The sequence below is a fragment of the Nitrosomonas halophila genome (genome assembly GCF_900107165.1).
GTDB lineage: Bacteria > Pseudomonadota > Gammaproteobacteria > Burkholderiales > Nitrosomonadaceae > Nitrosomonas > Nitrosomonas halophila.
Map to the genome: position 1 here is coordinate 15,030 of NZ_FNOY01000018.1, position 16,984 is coordinate 32,013.

15 protein-coding genes and 1 pseudogene are annotated in these 16,984 nt (G+C 55.5%); 9 read left to right on the forward strand and 7 right to left on the reverse strand.

What is annotated here, in order from left to right:
• Positions 1-139: 139 nt before the first annotated feature.
• From BLV85_RS06135 to BLV85_RS06145, 3 genes are read right to left on the reverse strand one after another with little or no spacing between them, the layout of a single operon-like run.
• Positions 140-1,699 (reverse strand): Fic family protein, encoded by a 1,560-nt coding sequence (locus BLV85_RS06135; RefSeq protein WP_090413329.1) that lies wholly within the window; start codon positions 1,697-1,699, stop codon positions 140-142.
• Positions 1,692-2,975: a restriction endonuclease subunit S gene (locus BLV85_RS06140; protein WP_090413331.1), complete on the reverse strand. Its 1,284-nt coding sequence runs from the start codon at positions 2,973-2,975 to the stop codon at positions 1,692-1,694. Before BLV85_RS06140 ends, BLV85_RS06135 begins: the two co-directional genes overlap by 8 nt.
• Positions 2,968-5,523 (reverse strand): type I restriction-modification system subunit M, encoded by a 2,556-nt coding sequence (locus BLV85_RS06145; protein ID WP_090413333.1) that lies wholly within the window; start codon positions 5,521-5,523, stop codon positions 2,968-2,970. The genes BLV85_RS06140 and BLV85_RS06145 overlap by 8 nt, the downstream gene beginning before the upstream one ends.
• A gap of 398 nt (positions 5,524-5,921) precedes the next feature.
• Here BLV85_RS06145 and BLV85_RS06150 point away from each other — a divergent pair, with 398 nt between their 5' ends.
• Positions 5,922-6,155: an antitoxin gene (locus BLV85_RS06150; RefSeq protein ID WP_090413335.1), complete on the forward strand. Its 234-nt coding sequence runs from the start codon at positions 5,922-5,924 to the stop codon at positions 6,153-6,155.
• Positions 6,155-6,556 carry a type II toxin-antitoxin system tRNA(fMet)-specific endonuclease VapC gene (gene vapC / locus BLV85_RS06155; protein ID WP_090413337.1) on the forward strand — a complete coding sequence of 134 codons (402 nt, stop codon included), beginning with the start codon at positions 6,155-6,157 and terminating at the stop codon, positions 6,554-6,556. Before BLV85_RS06150 ends, vapC begins: the two co-directional genes overlap by 1 nt.
• A gap of 73 nt (positions 6,557-6,629) precedes the next feature.
• Here vapC and BLV85_RS06160 read toward each other — a convergent pair whose 3' ends face one another.
• The 4 genes from BLV85_RS06160 to BLV85_RS06180 all read right to left on the reverse strand — a co-directional run bounded on the left by BLV85_RS06160 (position 6,630) and on the right by BLV85_RS06180 (position 10,261).
• The gene (locus BLV85_RS06160; protein WP_090413339.1) at positions 6,630-6,842 is read right to left on the reverse strand and encodes a type II toxin-antitoxin system HicB family antitoxin; all 213 of its coding nucleotides are present in this window, start codon (positions 6,840-6,842) and stop codon (positions 6,630-6,632) included.
• 498 nt (positions 6,843-7,340) lie between these two features.
• Positions 7,341-8,618: a glycerophosphodiester phosphodiesterase family protein gene (locus BLV85_RS06170; protein WP_245725109.1), complete on the reverse strand. Its 1,278-nt coding sequence runs from the start codon at positions 8,616-8,618 to the stop codon at positions 7,341-7,343.
• A 345-nt stretch (positions 8,619-8,963) separates the two neighbouring features.
• A complete protein-coding gene (locus BLV85_RS15145) occupies positions 8,964-9,275 on the reverse strand; it encodes a hypothetical protein (protein WP_176973953.1) in 312 nt (103 codons plus the stop codon).
• 47 nt (positions 9,276-9,322) lie between these two features.
• Complete coding sequence (locus BLV85_RS06180) at positions 9,323-10,261, reverse strand: DUF1194 domain-containing protein (protein ID WP_090413392.1); 939 nt, start codon at positions 10,259-10,261, stop codon at positions 9,323-9,325.
• Positions 10,262-10,847: 586 nt separating this feature from the next.
• On the opposite strand from BLV85_RS06180, the gene BLV85_RS16015 reads away from it, so the two are divergent.
• The 7 genes and pseudogenes from BLV85_RS16015 (at position 10,848) to BLV85_RS06210 (ending at position 16,974) form a co-directional block, all read left to right on the forward strand.
• Positions 10,848-11,069 (forward strand): transposase, encoded by a 222-nt coding sequence (locus BLV85_RS16015; protein ID WP_281245724.1) that lies wholly within the window; start codon positions 10,848-10,850, stop codon positions 11,067-11,069.
• A pseudogene (locus BLV85_RS06185) lies at positions 11,026-11,965 on the forward strand (IS1380 family transposase). Before BLV85_RS16015 ends, BLV85_RS06185 begins: the two are co-directional and overlap by 44 nt.
• A 354-nt stretch (positions 11,966-12,319) precedes the next feature.
• Complete coding sequence (locus BLV85_RS06190) at positions 12,320-13,120, forward strand: hypothetical protein (protein WP_090413346.1); 801 nt, start codon at positions 12,320-12,322, stop codon at positions 13,118-13,120.
• A gap of 259 nt (positions 13,121-13,379) precedes the next feature.
• Entirely contained in the window at positions 13,380-14,468 is a 1,089-nt protein-coding gene (locus tag BLV85_RS06195; RefSeq protein WP_090413349.1) for an acetyltransferase domain-containing protein, read from the forward strand.
• Positions 14,469-14,638: 170 nt separating this feature from the next.
• On the forward strand, positions 14,639-15,151 hold the full coding sequence (locus BLV85_RS06200; RefSeq protein WP_090413351.1) for a DUF6580 family putative transport protein: 513 nt from the start codon (positions 14,639-14,641) through the stop codon (positions 15,149-15,151).
• Positions 15,144-15,845, forward strand: coding sequence for a Dph6-related ATP pyrophosphatase (locus BLV85_RS06205; protein WP_090413353.1), 702 nt, complete (start codon positions 15,144-15,146; stop codon positions 15,843-15,845). The genes BLV85_RS06200 and BLV85_RS06205 overlap by 8 nt, the downstream gene beginning before the upstream one ends.
• Complete coding sequence (locus BLV85_RS06210; RefSeq protein WP_090413355.1) at positions 15,835-16,974, forward strand: damage-control phosphatase ARMT1 family protein; 1,140 nt, start codon at positions 15,835-15,837, stop codon at positions 16,972-16,974. Before BLV85_RS06205 ends, BLV85_RS06210 begins: the two co-directional genes overlap by 11 nt.
• The last annotated feature ends 10 nt before the right edge of the window (positions 16,975-16,984 follow it).

Genomic DNA, 16,984 nt, shown 5'->3' on the forward strand with positions numbered 1-16,984 from the left:
ACGTCAGAATTTAGCAAAAGAATTATCTTTAAGCAATTTATTATTCAATTTTTGGCTAAATTAGTCATAATTGGCGCACAAATAACATGCTGCCGCCATGATTACTCTAAAAAGGATTGTTCGGCTTCGGTGTATTCGCTCACTCCCTCTCCCCTTCTCGCTGAGCCTGCAGGCAGCGTTCACCGAGCGGGGTCAGCCGGTAGCGCTGCTTGCTGCTGCGGGGTTTGTCCGGCAGAGTCATTTCGATCAGGCCTGCTTCCAGTGCCGGCATCAGATACAGGCTGCTGAAGTTCACCCGGTCGCGTAATGCCATAGCCATCATCAGATCACTTCGGCTCATCTCGCCCGCTAGCACCCGCAACAAGGGCATGACTTGCTGGGTGACTTGCTGGGTGACTTGCTGGGTGACTTCGGGGGTGACTTGTTCGGTCACCGGCATCTCCGCCAATGGATGCACCGGCAGCCTCACCACACAGGTCAGGCGGTCATCGTCGGTTTCGAACTGCGGGGCGGGCGAGCCGTTGGCGGCCATGGCCTTGAGGATTTTGGGCACGCCGGTGGAGCGGCCTTCGGTCAGCTCCAGCTCCTTGAGAAACTCGCCGATGCGGCGGTTGCGGTAGCGGCGGCTCACCGCCCGGCCAGCGGCGAAATCGGCCAGCCGGATGGAGCGATCCGGGCCGGGCACGCTCAACACCACCAGCTCGTCACGGCTGATGCGCACTTCAATCGGTTCACGCTCCTCGTAGGCACGGTGATACACGGCATTGACCATCGCCTCCTCGATGGCGGCGTAGGGAAAATTCCACACCCGCGTGGCCTCGGCCCGGTCGGGGTGCTTGATCACCGTTTCGTGCAGGTAGTTGCGCTGGATATAGCCCAGCGCCTCGCGGGTCATGCGGGCCAGCGGGCCGCTGAAGATCTTCTCGTCAAAGCGGTCGCCACCGGCGCCTTCGGGAAACCACACCACCTCGATGCGGGTGTAGGGGAAGAAGCGCTCCGGCGTTTCGTTGAAAAACAGCAGGCCGATATTTTTCGGCCAGGGCGACTCCGCCGGGCCGCCGGCCACATTCATCTGCCGCCCCAATGCTTCGACGGAAAGGTTCCCGGCGTCTTCGGCCAGCGCACTACCCACTTCGCGCAGATACTCCAGCATCAAGGGTTTGGATAAATCCGCCACGCTTGCCTGCTGGGCGTAGCGATCATCAAAGGGCACCGTGGCCGTCAGACTCAACAGCTCCCGCTCGGTGTCGCCTTTGGCCTCCACAGTGCTGCTGTAGCGGCGAATGTAGTAACACCAGGTTTTGTGTTTTGCCGTAACCGATGCCGGTGCCTTGTAGGGTCGATTCATGCCGCCGGGTGCCTGCAGCACCATCAGGGCGCGCCCCGCTACGCGTTCGATGCTCAGCGCGGGGAAATAGGGCGGCTGAATCAACTGGCAGGCGGCCAGCAGTTCCTGTTGAATCTTGTCGAGCTGCTCTTCCGCCAGGCCCACAGGCGGAAACTGCGGCTGGCCGTTGGCATCGCAATCCTGGCCGATCACCACATAGCCACCGCCCAGATTTTCAAAATCGTTGGCAAAGGCGCACAGGGTGCGGATGATGGCATCGGGATTCCAGCCCGCCTTGTATTCGATGCGCTCGCCCTCGACCCGGCGCTGGTGCAGCAGGTCATCGAGATTGATGGGCAGGCGGTCAGCCATGGACAGGCTCCGGGTCGGGGGTGACGGAGACTTTGCCGGTCAGCAGGTCGTGCATCAGGCCGGATTTTTGTTTTTGGAGTTTTTCATAAGCCAAATTCTCCGAATCAATAATCCTCTCGACCGATTCGATCATGTGTGAAATAAGTTGTTGCTCCTGTTTGGTTGGCACAGGCACCCTTGGCTCCAGGATTTCTGATTTTGATAGATGGGGAATGTCCATTCCTTTCTGTTGATTTACTAGATTTTGAAGATAGGAAGGACTCACAACCAGCCATCTAAGGTATTCAGGCCTACAGCGCACGGGGACGAACTTTCCGACTCGTTGAACGAGTAGGCTTGGCGTATCTGATTTGCCCAGTACTGAGATCTTAACTCCGGTCTTAGTAAAGGTTCTATCCATACCAATAACAACATCACCTTCATCTAGGAGATACTCTTCGAACGATTCTGCTGTTATGGATGGCAAACATCGTATTTCCGACCAGTTCGCTCGTCCGCAACCAACATTCTCTCCGCGCAACAGCTTAATTCCTTCGTCTCGGAACCATGTGCTCTTAAACGCATAGCCCACAATTAGATCGGCGATATTTCCAAGTTTGCCTACTTCCCACTCCTTCGGAATCCAGCCGATGGGGGTTTGCTGGTAGCGGTGCGGGGCCTGTTCGCGGGGCGGGCGCAGTTGGCCGTCGGGACCGATGCCGCGGGTAAAGAGGTCGTGCATCAGGCCGGCCTTGATCTGCTGGTATTTGTCGATCAGGGCCTCGGTCTGTTCGATGGCCCGGTCGATGGTTTGCAGAATGCGGGCGATTTCTTTTTGAGATGCTTTGCTTCGGGGATAGGGGACTAAAACTCGTCCCGTATCCTTTCGGTTGATTTCTAAGAATGTGCTGCCCGCTGCATATCTAACGAAGCTACCCTTCAAGCGACTAAGTTGGTAGAAAAGAAAGTTTCCATCTATTTGGTCATTTGCTACGACGTTTTTAAAACCCTGATTGGTAGTTACCGGCCCAGCAGAAATTCTGATATCGCCAATAGTTGCCCTTGAGGTAAGCAGCAGCGTTCCCTTAGGCAAGAGCTTGGCGGACGAAGAACTCAAGCCCTTCTTGGTGATAAAGTCAGCCGTCTCGCAAAGGTAGTTCGTTCTGCATGCGGTGATATCCGATGGTGTTACCCATGGAATGTCACCACCCCAGCAAGCAGGATTGGCGCGAGACGGTGTTCCGCCACTTGATATATCCGCTAATTGCTCCAGTGGTAGCTCATTCCACTCACTCATACCCCAACTCCACCAAAAACGCCTGCAACTGCCGCGCCGCCTGATCGCGTTCGGCTTCGATCTGGCGGGCGGTGACGGCGTATTTGCTCCAGAGGTTCTCCACCGCCTGGATGCAGGCGCGCTGTTCGGCGCGCAGGTAGCTGCGGTAGATATTGAGCAACTGCTGTTGCAGGCGCTCGATGATGATGCCGCGCGCTTCCTCCACGCTGATTTTTTCGCGGGCGCTGGCGGCCAGTTGGTCGCGTTTCTGTTCGATGGTCTTGATGGTTTTTTTCAGGGTTTTGGCTTCGTCCTCCAACGCCTTGTGGTGCGCCAGTTGCGCTTCCAGTTGCTCGGCTTGCCGCTGCCATGTGGCGGCATCACCCAGATTCGGGTCGCGCTTGCACAGTTTGGCCTGGCCCTTGGCGTCTTTCAGGCGCGCCTTGAGGGCCTTGACTTGCTCGGCAGTCATTACCCCATTGTCATCGCTGTCTTCAAAATCTTCGTCATCGGCGGCGGCAAACAGCGCTTGCAGTTCGGCCAGCCGGGCCTGGGCCTGCTCCTGTTCGGCCAGCACTTCCGGGAACTGGCTTTGCAATAGCTCCTCATCGGGGATCAGCTCCGGCCCCCAGCCGCTGGCGGCGATGGATTTGAAATCGGCCTTGAGGCTGTCAATATAGGTGGCAAAGGCGCCGCGCACCTGAAAGGCGGTCAGCAGGCCGTTGCCGGCCAGGGCTGCTTCGATGCTTTTCAGCAACTGGCTGCGCATCACATAGACATTGTTGGGCCGCGCTTGCGGGTTGGTGGCATCCGGTGCCAGGGCTTCGACCACCGGCAGGTTGTGTCGCCACCAGCTTTGCAGCGTGTCCATCACTTGCTGGTGGGCGGCCAGCACGCCGGGGTGGGCGTTGATCAGCGCGGCGATGTCACGCTTGCCGGTGAGCGTTGGCGCGAAGTTTTTATAGTCGGCATCGCGTGCGACAAACAGCGTGTCCTGCAGGCCGTGGTATTTATGCCAGTAGCGGCTGAGGCTGGCGATTTCGACTATCGGCACACCGCCATGCAGGTGGGCGCGCACGTCGTGGGGCTCGGGCGGCGGGGCGTTGTCCACATAGCGGCGGATGTTGCAGTTGTAGTCTTCGGCGCGCAGTGCATCGATGGGCACCGGGCGCGCATAGGCCGGGATCTCCTGGCCCTGGCGGTAGGCGTAGATGATCTTGTCCAGGTCTTCCGGGCGCAGGTGGTTCTGCGCCTTGCCTTCGCGGTATTCGCGGTCGGCGTTGATAAACAGCACGCTGCCGTTTTCACCCCGGCGCTTGTCCGCACCGGCCTTGTTCAATACCAGAATGCAGGCGGGAATGCCGGTGCCGTAGAACAGATTGCCGGGCAGGCCGATGACCGCCTGCAGATAACCCTGTTCGATAAAGTATTTGCGCGCTTCGCGTTCCTCGCCGCCGCGAAACAGCACGCCGTGGGGCATGACGGTGGCCATGCGGCCGTCATGCTTGAGCACGGCCAGCATGTGCTGCACGAACATCAGATCGGCCTTTTTGCCCTTCTCTGGCATCATCACCGGGAAGCGACCGGGGAATTTCAGGTCTTTCTTGAGGTAGTTCTGGCTGAACGGCGGGTTGGCGACCACGCGGTCGTAGCGTTTCAGTTCGTTGGTTTCATCCAGGTGCTGCGGCTCGCGCAGGGTGTCTTCCTGGCGGATATCGGCGTGGGAAATGCCGTGCAGCAGCATGTTCATTTTGCAGATCGACCAGGTGGTGCCGATCTTTTCCTGCCCATACAGGGCCAGCTCGCGGGCGTCGCCGCCTTTTTCACGCAGGAAATCGCGCATCTGGATCAGCATGCCGCCGGAGCCCACCGTCGGGTCATAAACGCTCATGCCCTCGGCCGGGTCACAAATTTCGACGCACAGGCGCACCACTTCCCAGGGGGTATAGAACTCACCGGCCTTTTTGCCGGCAGAGTCGGCAAAGTATTTGATCAGCCATTCGTAGGCGGCGCCAAGCAGGTCGGGGAACTCGAAATCCTCATCGCGCAGGGGGATCTTCTCGAAGTTCTGCACGAAGTCGGCAAGGGTGTCGTCGTCCAGCGTGCGGCTGCCGATTTTGCGGTTGAAATTGATGCCGCTGAGGACGTCCCGCAGGGCGTCGGGGTTGGCGTCTTCAATGGCGGCCAGCGCCTTGTTCAGGGTGGTGCCGACGTTTTCCTTGACATGCTTGAGCGCCGGGCGCTGAACGCGCTTTTTCTCGCCGTTCTCGATCACTTCTTCCTGCCAGGGCTGGTTCCAGCGGGCACGGGGCGGCACATAGAAATACTTGCCGGAGTAATGGTCCGGATCGTCCAGCTCGATGGCGATGTCGGCTTCGCTCATGCCCTGGGCGGCAAACTGCTTGCGCAGCGCCTCGCGGCGCTCGTCGAACAGGTCGCTGGCGCGCTTCAGAAACAGCATGCCAAAGATGTATTCCTTGTATTCGCTGGCGTCCATGCTGCCGCGCAAGTCATCGCAGGCGCGCAGCAGGAGGGATTCGAGGTGCGAGAGAGTAAGTTTCAGTTTCACTGGGTCTTGTATATCAGAAGCAATACGAGGTGAGTGCCGGGTTCTTTTTTGTATAACGCCTGGCACAGCGGCAGACGATACGCGCTAGGAGGCTGCCCGAGAATAGCGATCGTAGCGAGGACGAAGCTGGCTGAGCGGGATTTTTCGATCATTTGAGGCGAATAGTTGTTCTATTCAACGAAAAGGATCGGAAAATCCAGCCTGGCAGGTTCGTCCGCAGTAGATCAGTCTGTTCTCGGACAGCCTCCTAGGAGGCTGTCCAGCTCCGGCCCGAAGGGACGGCGCCATGCTGGTGCCACTTATTAATTATCCTTTATTTTACATAATGTTATATGAGGTTGCGAACAGCCACTAAAAGATATATACTTTATGATATATACCACCAAAAAGGCCACGTTATGTCTGACCATATTGCCAAAATATTTATGAATGGCCGCAGCCAAGCTGTACGCTTACCCAAGGATTATAGATTTGATTGTGATGAAGTGTTTGTGCGAAAGCAAGGTGATGGACTTGTAATTTCACCAAAAAAGCCTACATGGGACGATTTCTTTGACCAGCCAACTGCCTTTGACGATAATTTCTTAACGGACAGGGAAGATACCAAACCACAAGAAAGGGAATATTTCTGATGTATATGCTAGACACCAATACTTGCATATACGTCCTGAAAAATCGCTCAGAAAAACTAAGGAAAAAATTCAAAGCGATAAGGAGTCTATGCATATCTTCTGTGACTTATGGAGAATTGTGCTTTGGCATTGAAAATGGCGACCCAAGATTAAAGGAAGAGCGATACGCACAACTTGATCGATTCACTCAGCGGCTTTTAATTGATCCATGGGACGAAGAAGCAGCTCGGCAGTATGGTCTAATTCGTGCATTTCTTAAAAGAGAAGGCAAAATTATAGGCAACAATGACTTATTAATTGCAGCGCATGCCAGAAGTCTGGATGCTGTGCTTGTAACAAACAACACCAAGGAGTTTTCTCGTGTTCCAGATCTCACACTTGAAGACTGGACTGAAAATTAACGCCCCGCTAAACAGCGAGCTTTGGCGAGCCGGGTGGAGGCCACGTTTTTTGTGGCCGGAACATATTTGAGCATTATGCATACATCAGCCGACCGCGGGGTTCTGGAACCGGCCGATTCAGTTCCTTCGCGGTTTCAATCCATTCCTCAATTACCTTTTGCACATTAGCGACAGCCTGCTCATAGGTTTCGCCATCAGCCATACACCCAGGCAGTTCCGGAACCTCGACTACAAAGCTCTGATCTTCTTCGCTCCAGTAGATGACAAGTTCATATTTAATCGACATTACTCTCTCCCAAATGATATTTCACAAGAATACCCCTGACCTGTCTGACTTGGCAGGGCTTGGCTTTCCTGCTGCCCTTGGGCTGTAAATTGATGATCTCAGCAACATCATTCCGACTGAAAATGTGATGATCACCCTTTACCCGCTCCTCAAATTCGAAGCCGGTAAGCAACTTGCAAAGATCGCCAACTCGATGTTCGAATCGGCACCACCCGCCAGGATTTTCTCCCTGAGTTTTGAATACTTTCCCATTCGATGCGTCCCATGCAACATGTTCTGCGGTTTAATATGCATAGCGAATAGCGTCTATCCGCCGTTATCCTCAAGTTTGCAATAGTCACTACCCTATCATTGCACCCCTCCTGGTAACGGATCAATATTGAGCACCTGATAGATGGCCGCAAGTGCCGACTCAGTTGCCAGGCAGGATTTGCAACATGAAGATGGGTTTGCTGTCTATGCCCACGAAAAACCCGACCCATTCTGCTGCCAGCTCATTCACTCCAGATTCATGCAATTGGCATAGTAAGTGGCCGTCGCGGGCCAGTCGGAGAAAATGCCGCGAATACCAATTTGCCTGGCCAGCACATCGAGCAGCACGTACATGTCGCCGTCGCTGTCGATTGCGTCAGCAACCGTCTGATAGTACCAGCCACCACCAGTTTTCAGCGGGCCGGAACGTTCCAATGTCCAGGTGATGATGCCCAGTCCATTGGCTTTTGCGATCCTGGCATAGGCCGAGGGCACGATCTCACTAGAAGCGTTCAATGTCACCAGCCCCCATAATGGGGGCGCGACGATCTTGATGCCTTCGGCCGCCAGCGAAGGCAGTCTGGTAGTTGCGGCATCCAGATCGGCTTTATCCTGCATCGCTTCCAGAAATACCGCCTGCTTGCCAAACTGTGGCGCGTTGCTGATCCAGTAACGAATATCCTCCAGGGAAAACGATTGCAGGTAAACGTCCTCGGCACAGATGCCCGCCGCCTTGTATTCATCGATGATTTTCTGCGCGTAGGCCTGTTGCGTAAAACCGTCGAATGGCATCGGCACACTGGGGGCCTTCAGCTCCGGCGCCATCTTGACGCCCAATGCCCTGAACAGCTCGATACTCTCCGCATGCGTCATCAATGCCGCATCCGTCGCGTATAGATCGGTGCGCCAGCTCGGGGTCGAGCCCAGATATTCTTCGAGCGTGCTGGCATCCGGATTGCCGGCATCCATTTTGGCCCGGAGCGATTTGAACTCGGTGACGGTGATATCGCTGGTACAGCAGCGCACATTCGCAAAAGGTTTGTCGGCGTCATAATCGGGCGGCATCGAGCATTTACTGGCCAGGCCGGTTGCGAGGATGTTGGTTGTCGTATGCAGATCGCACTGCGCGTGGCGGCAGACCAGTGCCTTATCCTTGGTGAACGTCACATCACATTCGAGTATGCCCGCACCCATGCGCGCGGCCGCAGCATAGGACTGCCGGGTATGTTCCGGGAACTGGAGCGGTGCGCCACGATGGCCGATCGAGAACCCGGTCTGATGAAAAGGCCCTTCGGCGCATTTTTGCAACGCGGTTTTCAAATCCCCTTCGGCCATGCTTTCAACCAGATAATAAGGACGCGGCCCAAGCTGAACGTTGAAGCTCGACGCGGCACGATGCTCGGCCGGGGCAGGCGGGGGCGGGGCATCACGGCAGTTTTCGTCACAGGCAGCGGTTGCGGCCGATAGCGGCGGCGGCATTGCGGCCACCATGGCTGCCACCCATGCTTTGTAAAGGAGATGCATTGCGTTTTCCTGAGGACTGTTGTGTGATTGCCGGAATCAAAACTGACATACAATCATAATCGCTACGGCATGCCAAAGATATCAAGAACAGTTAGATATGTGCCGGAAGCATACAAGCACCCAGTGACTGGCTGCGGCAAGTTGCGCAGCAAAAGTGCGAATCACATTGAAAGCGTCAGCAGGTTTATATCGACAATCGGTACAATCACCCGTGAACTCAAGGCCAACAACTCATTACAGGAGGCCACGCTTGCGCCCTTGAGCGGCAGCATAAAGACTATGCATACAACTGCTCCAAAAACAACTAACCGGCTTGTGCTGCTGGGTGCCAGCAACCTGACGGTGTCATTGCGCCGGATCATCCAGACGAAAAAAGGGTAGCGTCCCCTTTTTTGCCCTCAGTGTGCGGCAACTCAACCACTCACGCTGAGTCACCCGTGGCATGAATGCTTCCACGGATTCTACTGTTGCCTGGTGTGGAGCGGGTGCCGCCAATGCAGTCCGTGCGGCGGCCAAGTTGGCTGCCTTGTGTGCTGAGCCTATCAGACCGTAGTGATGTATCCGCTTGAATCCATTTGGCAAGAGCAAAAGGGAAGCGTCCTCTTTTGCTTCCTCTTTTGCTTCCTCAAAGGGTAGCGTCCCCTTTTTACCTCCCAAAGGGTAGCGTCCCCTTTTTACGCTTTTTTACCTTGCAATCAAAGGGGTTAGCTAGCCATTGGAGCGCCACGCCGCCGCAGACTCAGTGCCCCGAGTAATCCGCCGAGCATCACCAGCAGCCCGGTCGCGGGCTCCGGTACATCGGTCGGCGGCACCGGATCCGGCCGGATCTCGGTCACCAGCTTCTGGATCGCCGCCGCCTCGATATCCGCGAAGGTCTCGGCCGTCAGCACAAAGCCGTCGGGCGTGATCGCATTATTGGCGTACCAGTCGGTCAGGCTGAAATTCGTCACCTCCTCAATCGCCAGTCCGTTGACCGTGATGCCCGCGTCGATGGCCAGCTGTACCGCCGCCGGCATTGCTATGCCGGCGTTGCGGGAGCCGTCACCTGAAATGTCGATAACCTTACGTGTGCTGAGGAAGTCGTTATTGGCGATTGAGTTGACGCTGTAGGCAATCGCGCTGCCCACCGCAGTGCTGCCACCGAACGGTCGGGGTGCCACGGCGATCAGGTCGCCGAACGCGCTCGCGCTGATGGTACTGCCCGTGCCATCACCGACCAACGTCCAGTCCACCGAGTGGACTTGCCTGTTTGCCGAAGACCAGTAGATGAGCGTGGCTGCAATCTGGCCCAGCGGCCCGCCGCTGATCGCATTCTGGACGTCGGTAGTACGAAACGCGTTGGCCCAGCCGTCACGCTGAAGCTCAAAGCGCGCCTGATTGACACTGCCGGACACGTCGACAGCCAGTACCAGTTCCAGATCGACGTTTATAGGTGTCGCTGCCGCCGGCGGTGCAGTCAATCCAGCAATTAAGATCAGCGCAACCGCGTAGCCCAGTAGTTTTTGCAGCATTGGCCTCGTCGGTAACCCGGGTTTGGACGCAATCTGTAAAATCTCCCGGCAGACCACCACCCCGCAGGAGGAATTTATTTCCGGCTGCAGATCGCGGAATCGCGGGATTATCAGATTTTTCAAAGTATTCATGTTACTGCTCCTTTCTTTCGTTTCGTTGTCAATATATAAACTGGAGTTTCACGATTCTGACTTTGTGGCAACGCTAATTACATAAAGTATCTAATTGATAATAAATATTTTTATTAAACGGACGTGTGCGCCCAGAAGTAGTTTTATAGGGGTTCGCGTGAAACGAGCAAGCCCTATCATAATTGCCCAACGCACTATAACCACAGAGAAGCTTGGTAGTCGTAAACCGGTGAAACTTCAGCATATAAAGTAAAGCAATTTTCGTGCCAGAGACAGAAAGTTTCTGTCAGCGCTGACAATTATCAAACGACTCGAGTGATGATGGCCGTGAAGTGTAAAAATTTCTGACACTTTCTATCGGCTATGCTACGCATTGAAATAACAAAAGGAATCGGGTAGCTGAGGGTATCTAACCCGAATATTGCATGCATGAATGAAGGAGGCAGTTCCTGCTAAATCTTTTATAATTCAGTTATTTAGGCTGAATAAAAGAGAGGAATTGCCAGTGACAAATTGCACCCAGAGATCATTCAATTTTCCAGAAGTAAATTTTGCAGGTGGAGTCATCACCTCGGATGGAGGGGTAATGTTACTGCGACAGGTGGATCGGCAGATTGGGTTAAGCAAGGCAGTCGCGAGCGTGTTGGAAGACACCCGCAGACAGGCCAGCTGCAAGCACGATGGATTGAGCCTGTTACAACAGCGGATTTATGGCCTGGCATCAGGTCATGATTGTGCGATACGCATGGCGTATTCACGAAGTGATGGTCGAACAATTCATTGCCTCGTTCGACGATACACCCAGTGAATTGATTCTGGATTTCGATGCGACCGATGATGTGATACATGGCAAACAGGAAGGCCGCTTCTTTCACGGCTACTATGATCACTATTGTTTGCTGCCGCTATACGTTTTCTGCGGTGATCAATTGCTGGTCAGTTACCTGCGGTCGAGTAAACAGGATGCCGCCCGGCATGCCTGGGCGATACTTTCATTGTTGGTGAAGCGGTTGCGGAAGGCCTGGCCGAAGGTCCAGATTATTTTTCGTGGCGACAGCGGCTTTTGCCGCCATAAAATGCTGAGATGGTGTGAGCATCACGCTATCGGCTACATCGTTGGTATCGCTCAGAACAAGCGGCTCAATGCCTGCGCAGTGGCAACAGGCAGCACAATCAAACTTTGAGCAATCAGGCGAAAAAGTGCGCCAATTTTACGCGCTGAGTTATGCCGCGAAAAGCTGGCGTCGATCAAGAAAGGTGATTGCCAAAATCGAATACACCAGCAAAGGCAGCAATCCACGCTACATTGTGACCAACCTGACTGGCGAGCCGCAATTTCTCTATGACAAGTGCTACTGCGCACGTGGCGACATAGAAAATCGTATCAAAGAACAACAACTGGCCTTGTTTGCCGATCGTACCAGTTGCCATGACTGGTGGGCCAATCAATTCCGGTTGCTCATGTCTTCCCTGGCTTACATCCTGCTGGAAACAATACGCCGTGTTGCGCTCAAAGACACAGAACTCGCGCAGGCTTACGTGAATACACTGCGCCTGAAATTAAATCAAAATCGGTGCTGTGATTTTGCGCAATACCCGCCGAATTCGTTTGCTGCTCACAAGCAGCTGCCCATACCAGAAACTCTTCTTTCATGCTGCGGCCAAACTGACACCCGGATAGCACGTTTCGATATTTCAAGCTGATTTCTACCGCAGAAAATGGGGCTGCGGGGATCAGCTACGCCCCAAACACACAAAAATCGCAATTTATTGCGGCTTGATCCCAAAATCTGCTGTGAAATTCGAAACACCAAGGCAAATTCGAAGACAAATCCAATCCAGATGGCATTTTTTATCATTGGGTCACGAAAATTCGGATATTTTTCTAGACTCGCGCAACATTCGGGTTAGCTGACACAGATCGTTACCCTTCCTCCGATCTTCTCAGGCATTATAAGTGGCAGATGCCCGGCAGGACAAATCTGCGACCAGACCACAACTTCCCGGCATCACAAACGATGCAGAAATGTTTACCAAGATGATTTCCCGGACCGACTCATGCCCAGGACTTTTTACCCACCCCCCGCAACAGTCAACCGGCTTGTGCTGCTGGGTGCCAGCAACCTGACGGTGTCATTGCGCCAGATCATCCAGTGCCTGCAACACCACTGCGGTGGGCCCAGTGAAATACTGGTGGCAGCCGGTCACGGACGCTCCTATGGGCAAGACAGTCAATTTCTCGGGCGTGAACTACCGGGTATCATCGCCAGCGAGCTATGGACACAGCTGGATAGCTGCAAGACACTACCCACTTACGCTTTCCTGACGGATATTGGCAATGATATTCTGTATGGCGCGGCCCCCGCACAAATTCTGGACTGGGTGGGCTGGTGTATCGAGCATTTGCAGCAACAGTCCGCCCAGATCATTGTGACAGACTTGCCGCTCGCATCCATTGAATCGCTGCCGGCATGGCGCTACAAGCTCTTTCGCAACCTGTTTTATCCCTTTTGCCGGCTCTCCCTGGATGAGGTGCGCGCACGCGCGCGGGCAGTTCATCGCGGCCTGCTGACGCTGGCGGCACATCAGCCGTTCATGTTGCAGGCGCAACATCCGGAATGGATGGGTGCGGATGCCATCCATCACGCCTACTGGAAACGCGATGCTTTTTATCAGCAGGTTTTCCGGCATCTGCGGGTGTCGCCAGGCACAGCCGGACTGAATGGATGCAAGCAGGCAGTTTCTCAGCGCTGGTTGCGCCGACCAAAATTTGCTTACAAAAAAGTGCTGGGCTGGGAACAGCGCCACCCGCAACCCAGCGGGATTTTGCTCGATGGATCGGTTGTTTCCCTGTATTGACTGCGGGCGGGCATGGTGGAACAGACGGTACAATGCAACCTTAGGAGTCGTTCATAAATAACTGTAACACTTGGATCACGTCTGGCGGGCACACTGCGGCGCGTTACTCGTCGTCGCCATAGCCTTGCTATGACTTCTCCTCTCGCCTTGCATTGTATCCCACCAGACGCGCCCAATTGTTACACTTATTCCTTCACGACTCCTTAGCGGTTTTGCCCGAGACAACGGCAAACCTCACAGACATGAACGGATTAGCCCTATGAATCGGATTGCAGCAATCGACTGGATGCGTGGCATTGTCATGATATTGATGGCGCTCGATCACGCATCGATTTTTTTCAATGCAGGACGCGTCGCCAACGACAGCATCGTGACCCATGCAGTCGGATCAAGCTTGATAGCCGAGCAATTCTTTACACGCTGGATCACTCACTTGAGTGCGCCGACCTTCATTTTCCTGACCGGCACGGCCATGGCGTTGAGTTTCGCGCAACGGCGGGCAAGAGGCATGGACAGCCATGCGATCGATCGTGATTTCCTGATCCGCGGCGCATTCATCGCCCTGCTCGATGTCACCGTCTTTTCACTGATGGCCGGGAAACTGTATCTGCAAGTGCTGTATGCCATCGGTATCGGCATGATGCTGCTGGTGCCCCTCTCCCGCCTCAGCAGCCGAAGTTTGCTGATCGCCGCGCTGGTTCTGCTGATCGGAGGAGAAGCCTTCACCGTAATGTTCTGGCAGCCACATGGCGATGTGCCTCTGTGGCTTGCGCTGACTTTTGCGCCCTGGTTCAGCGACAGCTTCACTGTGCTCTATCCGGCCCTTCCCTGGTTCGCCATCATGCTGCTCGGATGGGTGTTCGGAGCGTGGCTGACGACTGCCGAGGCCAGCGGCCGGGCGGTCGCGGGCGTGCTGCTGGCCGGCGGCCTGATTGCCATCGGTGGTTACTTGCTGGTGCGCGGCTTCAATGGCTATGGCAACATGCTGCTGTATCGCGAAGACGACTCAATCATTCAGTGGCTGCATGTCAGCAAATACCCGCCCAGCATTGCCTATATCTCGCTGGAGCTGGGGCTGATGGCATTGTTATTGGTGATCATGCTGTGGCTGAAACCACGGGTAGGCGTGCGCCGCTATGGCCCCATCCTGGTTTTTGGCCAGACCGCGCTTTTCTTTTATCTGGCCCATTTTGCGGTATTGGGCATGCTGACGCTGTTCATGGAACGGGCCGATCTCGGCCAGGCATATCTCGCCGCTGCAATCGCGCTGGTATTGCTCTACCCGGTTTGCTGCGGCTATCGCGCCTTGAAATGGCGCTATCCGGACAGCTTGCTGCGTTTTGTCTGAGAAACTGTTTGGAAATTTCCATTTTGGGCCGATCTCATCGCCGCCATGGATATGATGTTGAAAAAATAGGCCTGAAGCGGAATTTTCCAAACAGCCTCCAAGCTCGTCGAACAAGCGGGAGGCTCTGCTACAATCGGTTATCCATTTTCATTCCATAACGGAGGCCATTCATGCCAAGATCGCAATTGACGACTATCGTCCTGTTAATCTTGCTGGTTGCAATGGTGCGCCTGCTGCCGCATCCCATGAACATCACACCGGTGGGCGCACTCGGGCTGTTTGCTGGCGCCATGCTGCCCGCACGCATCATGTGGCTGCTACCGGTCGGCGCATTGCTGCTCGGCGATAGCCTGATCGGCTTTTATTCCCTGCCGATACTGCTCATGGTCTATCTGGGATTTGCCGGTAGCGCATGGATCGGCCGTGCCTTGCTTGCCCATCGCCGCACACCCTTCCGGCTGGGTGCGGCTGTGCTCGCTTCCGCCTCGCTCTTCTTTTTATTGTCGAATTTTGGTGCCTGGCTGGTGCTCTATCCCCTCACACTGGCAGGCATGGCTGAGTGCTATGTCAATGCGCTGCCATTCTTTGGCAACTCATTGATTGGGGATGCCTTCTATACGTTGCTGATGTTCGGCAGCTACGAATGGATCAGCCGCCATCAGGACTCGTGGCGCTATGCCTGAACGCGTGGCGCTGGCCTGGAGCAGCGGCAAGGATTCAGCCTGGACATTGCATCGGCTGCAGCAGGCTCCACAGTATGAAGTCGTAGTGCTGTTAACCACCCTGGACATTGCAGGCAATCACGTCACCTCGCATGGCGTCCCGGCGCAGTTGCTGGCACGGCAGGCAAAGGCTGCCGGTCTGCCGCTGCACCGCGTTTCACTGCCCTGGCCCCGCTCCAACCAGGTTTATGATCAGGCCATGGCAGCCGCCTGCGCCCAATTGATCGACGATTATCAGGTCACGCATCTCGCGTTTGGCGATTTGCTGCTCGAAGATGTGCGCGCCTACCGTGAACGCATGCTGCAAGGAACTGGGCTTCAGCCGTTGTTCCCGCTCTGGGGCAGCCCCACCAGCAGGCTGGCCCGGGAAATGATCGACAGCGGCCTGCAGGCCCATCTGAGCAGCGTCGATCTGAGCAGGCTGCCCACACACCTGGCTGGCCGCCGTTTCGATCATGCTCTGCTCGATGCCTTGCCTGCCCATATCGACCCCTGCGGGGAAAACGGTGAGTTTCACACTTTCGTATCCGCCGCGCCATGTTTCGCCGAGGCATTCGCCATCACAGCTGGTGAGATCGTGCAGCGCGATGGATTCGCCTACGCCAGCCTCACTGCGGCCGGCAGCGATCCGGCCGATATCGCCGATGCCGACTGACATCATACATCCGATGCCAGCCAAGCTCAGCCCCGAGGAGCCCGGTTCATTTGCCGCCTTCACGCTGGCACAACGCATGCCAGCCATATTGGATGGCCTGCAGGCGCATGCCGATGCGTCCACCCGCCAGGCACTGCACCAGCTGGCGGCAGAAATTCCGCAGGGATGTATCACGCCATTACCTGCAGCCATGTTCGGAGAACTGGGCCAGTTTATCGCGCCCCATTGCGGGCTGCGGTGGCATGAAGTGCCTTTCCTGGATGTCGAACTCTATTTCTATGCGCGCATACTGCTCGCTTTTGGCTATACACCGGCAATAGCTGCCGATCCCTTTGCAGCGGTCAAGTTCAGGGCTACGCAACAGGCAATTGAATTGCTCGCCGGAACACCCGGTTACAGCGATCCCGCGCGCAGCCTCACAGCCATCATACGCTGGGCGGTAACGAGTAACTCGGCTGATCTCAGCCAACTGACCGCCGCTGACCAGAATCAAATCTCGCTACTTGTGGATGACAGCCAGGCTGTCGCTGACCTGTTGCATGCCGCGCCCCGGCGAATCGACTTCGTACTCGACAATGCCGGTCTGGATGCGCTGGCGGATTTGCTGCTGATCCGTGCGCTCTGCAGGAAGGGTTTGCGGGTGGCAGCACATGTTCGCCCCTATCCGATGTTCGTTTCGGATCTCACGCTGCCCGATCTCGAACACTTGCTGGCAACTTTGGCGGGCAACCCGGTTGCATCAATACAGCAACTGGGAGAAGAATTGATCGCTGCCATCCAGTCCGGTCAGCTGACCATTCACGCCAGTCCCGCGTTGGGCCTGCCGATCTGTTTTTGCGAGGACCGCGCACGCACTGCCGCCACATTCGGCGATGCCGATCTGGTGATCTTCAAGGGAGATTTGAATTATCGTTATTTTGCTGGGGATCGCCACTGGCCGCACACCACACCCAGACAGCCGTTCGCTGAGCGCTTCGGCCGCCCCGCCATCGCTCTGCGCACCCTCAAATCGGAAGTGCTGGTGGGTCTTTCCGTTGAGGCCCAGGCGCAAACCGGTCAACTGGAACCGGCCTGGCTCACCAATGGCTGCCATGGCATCATTCAGGTTTTTAGCGGCAACTGCCTATAGCTCTCCTTGC

What these genes read in the sequence shown, in the direction of transcription:
- BLV85_RS06135 (WP_090413329.1), bottom strand. Translation starts at nt 1,699, where the DNA reads ATGGCTGACCGCCTGCCCATCAATCTCGATGACCTGCTGCACCAGCGC.
- BLV85_RS06140 (WP_090413331.1), bottom strand. Translation starts at nt 2,975, where the DNA reads ATGAGTGAGTGGAATGAGCTACCACTGGAGCAATTAGCGGATATATCA.
- BLV85_RS06150 (WP_090413335.1), top strand. Translation starts at nt 5,922, where the DNA reads ATGTCTGACCATATTGCCAAAATATTTATGAATGGCCGCAGCCAAGCT.
- vapC (WP_090413337.1), top strand. Translation starts at nt 6,155, where the DNA reads ATGTATATGCTAGACACCAATACTTGCATATACGTCCTGAAAAATCGC.
- BLV85_RS06160 (WP_090413339.1), bottom strand. Translation starts at nt 6,842, where the DNA reads ATGTCGATTAAATATGAACTTGTCATCTACTGGAGCGAAGAAGATCAG.
- BLV85_RS06170 (WP_245725109.1), bottom strand. Translation starts at nt 8,618, where the DNA reads ATGCATCTCCTTTACAAAGCATGGGTGGCAGCCATGGTGGCCGCAATG.
- BLV85_RS06180 (WP_090413392.1), bottom strand. Translation starts at nt 10,261, where the DNA reads ATGAATACTTTGAAAAATCTGATAATCCCGCGATTCCGCGATCTGCAG.
- BLV85_RS16015 (WP_281245724.1), top strand. Translation starts at nt 10,848, where the DNA reads ATGTTACTGCGACAGGTGGATCGGCAGATTGGGTTAAGCAAGGCAGTC.
- BLV85_RS06190 (WP_090413346.1), top strand. Translation starts at nt 12,320, where the DNA reads ATGCCCAGGACTTTTTACCCACCCCCCGCAACAGTCAACCGGCTTGTG.
- BLV85_RS06195 (WP_090413349.1), top strand. Translation starts at nt 13,380, where the DNA reads ATGAATCGGATTGCAGCAATCGACTGGATGCGTGGCATTGTCATGATA.
- BLV85_RS06200 (WP_090413351.1), top strand. Translation starts at nt 14,639, where the DNA reads ATGCCAAGATCGCAATTGACGACTATCGTCCTGTTAATCTTGCTGGTT.
- BLV85_RS06205 (WP_090413353.1), top strand. Translation starts at nt 15,144, where the DNA reads ATGCCTGAACGCGTGGCGCTGGCCTGGAGCAGCGGCAAGGATTCAGCC.
- BLV85_RS06210 (WP_090413355.1), top strand. Translation starts at nt 15,835, where the DNA reads ATGCCGACTGACATCATACATCCGATGCCAGCCAAGCTCAGCCCCGAG.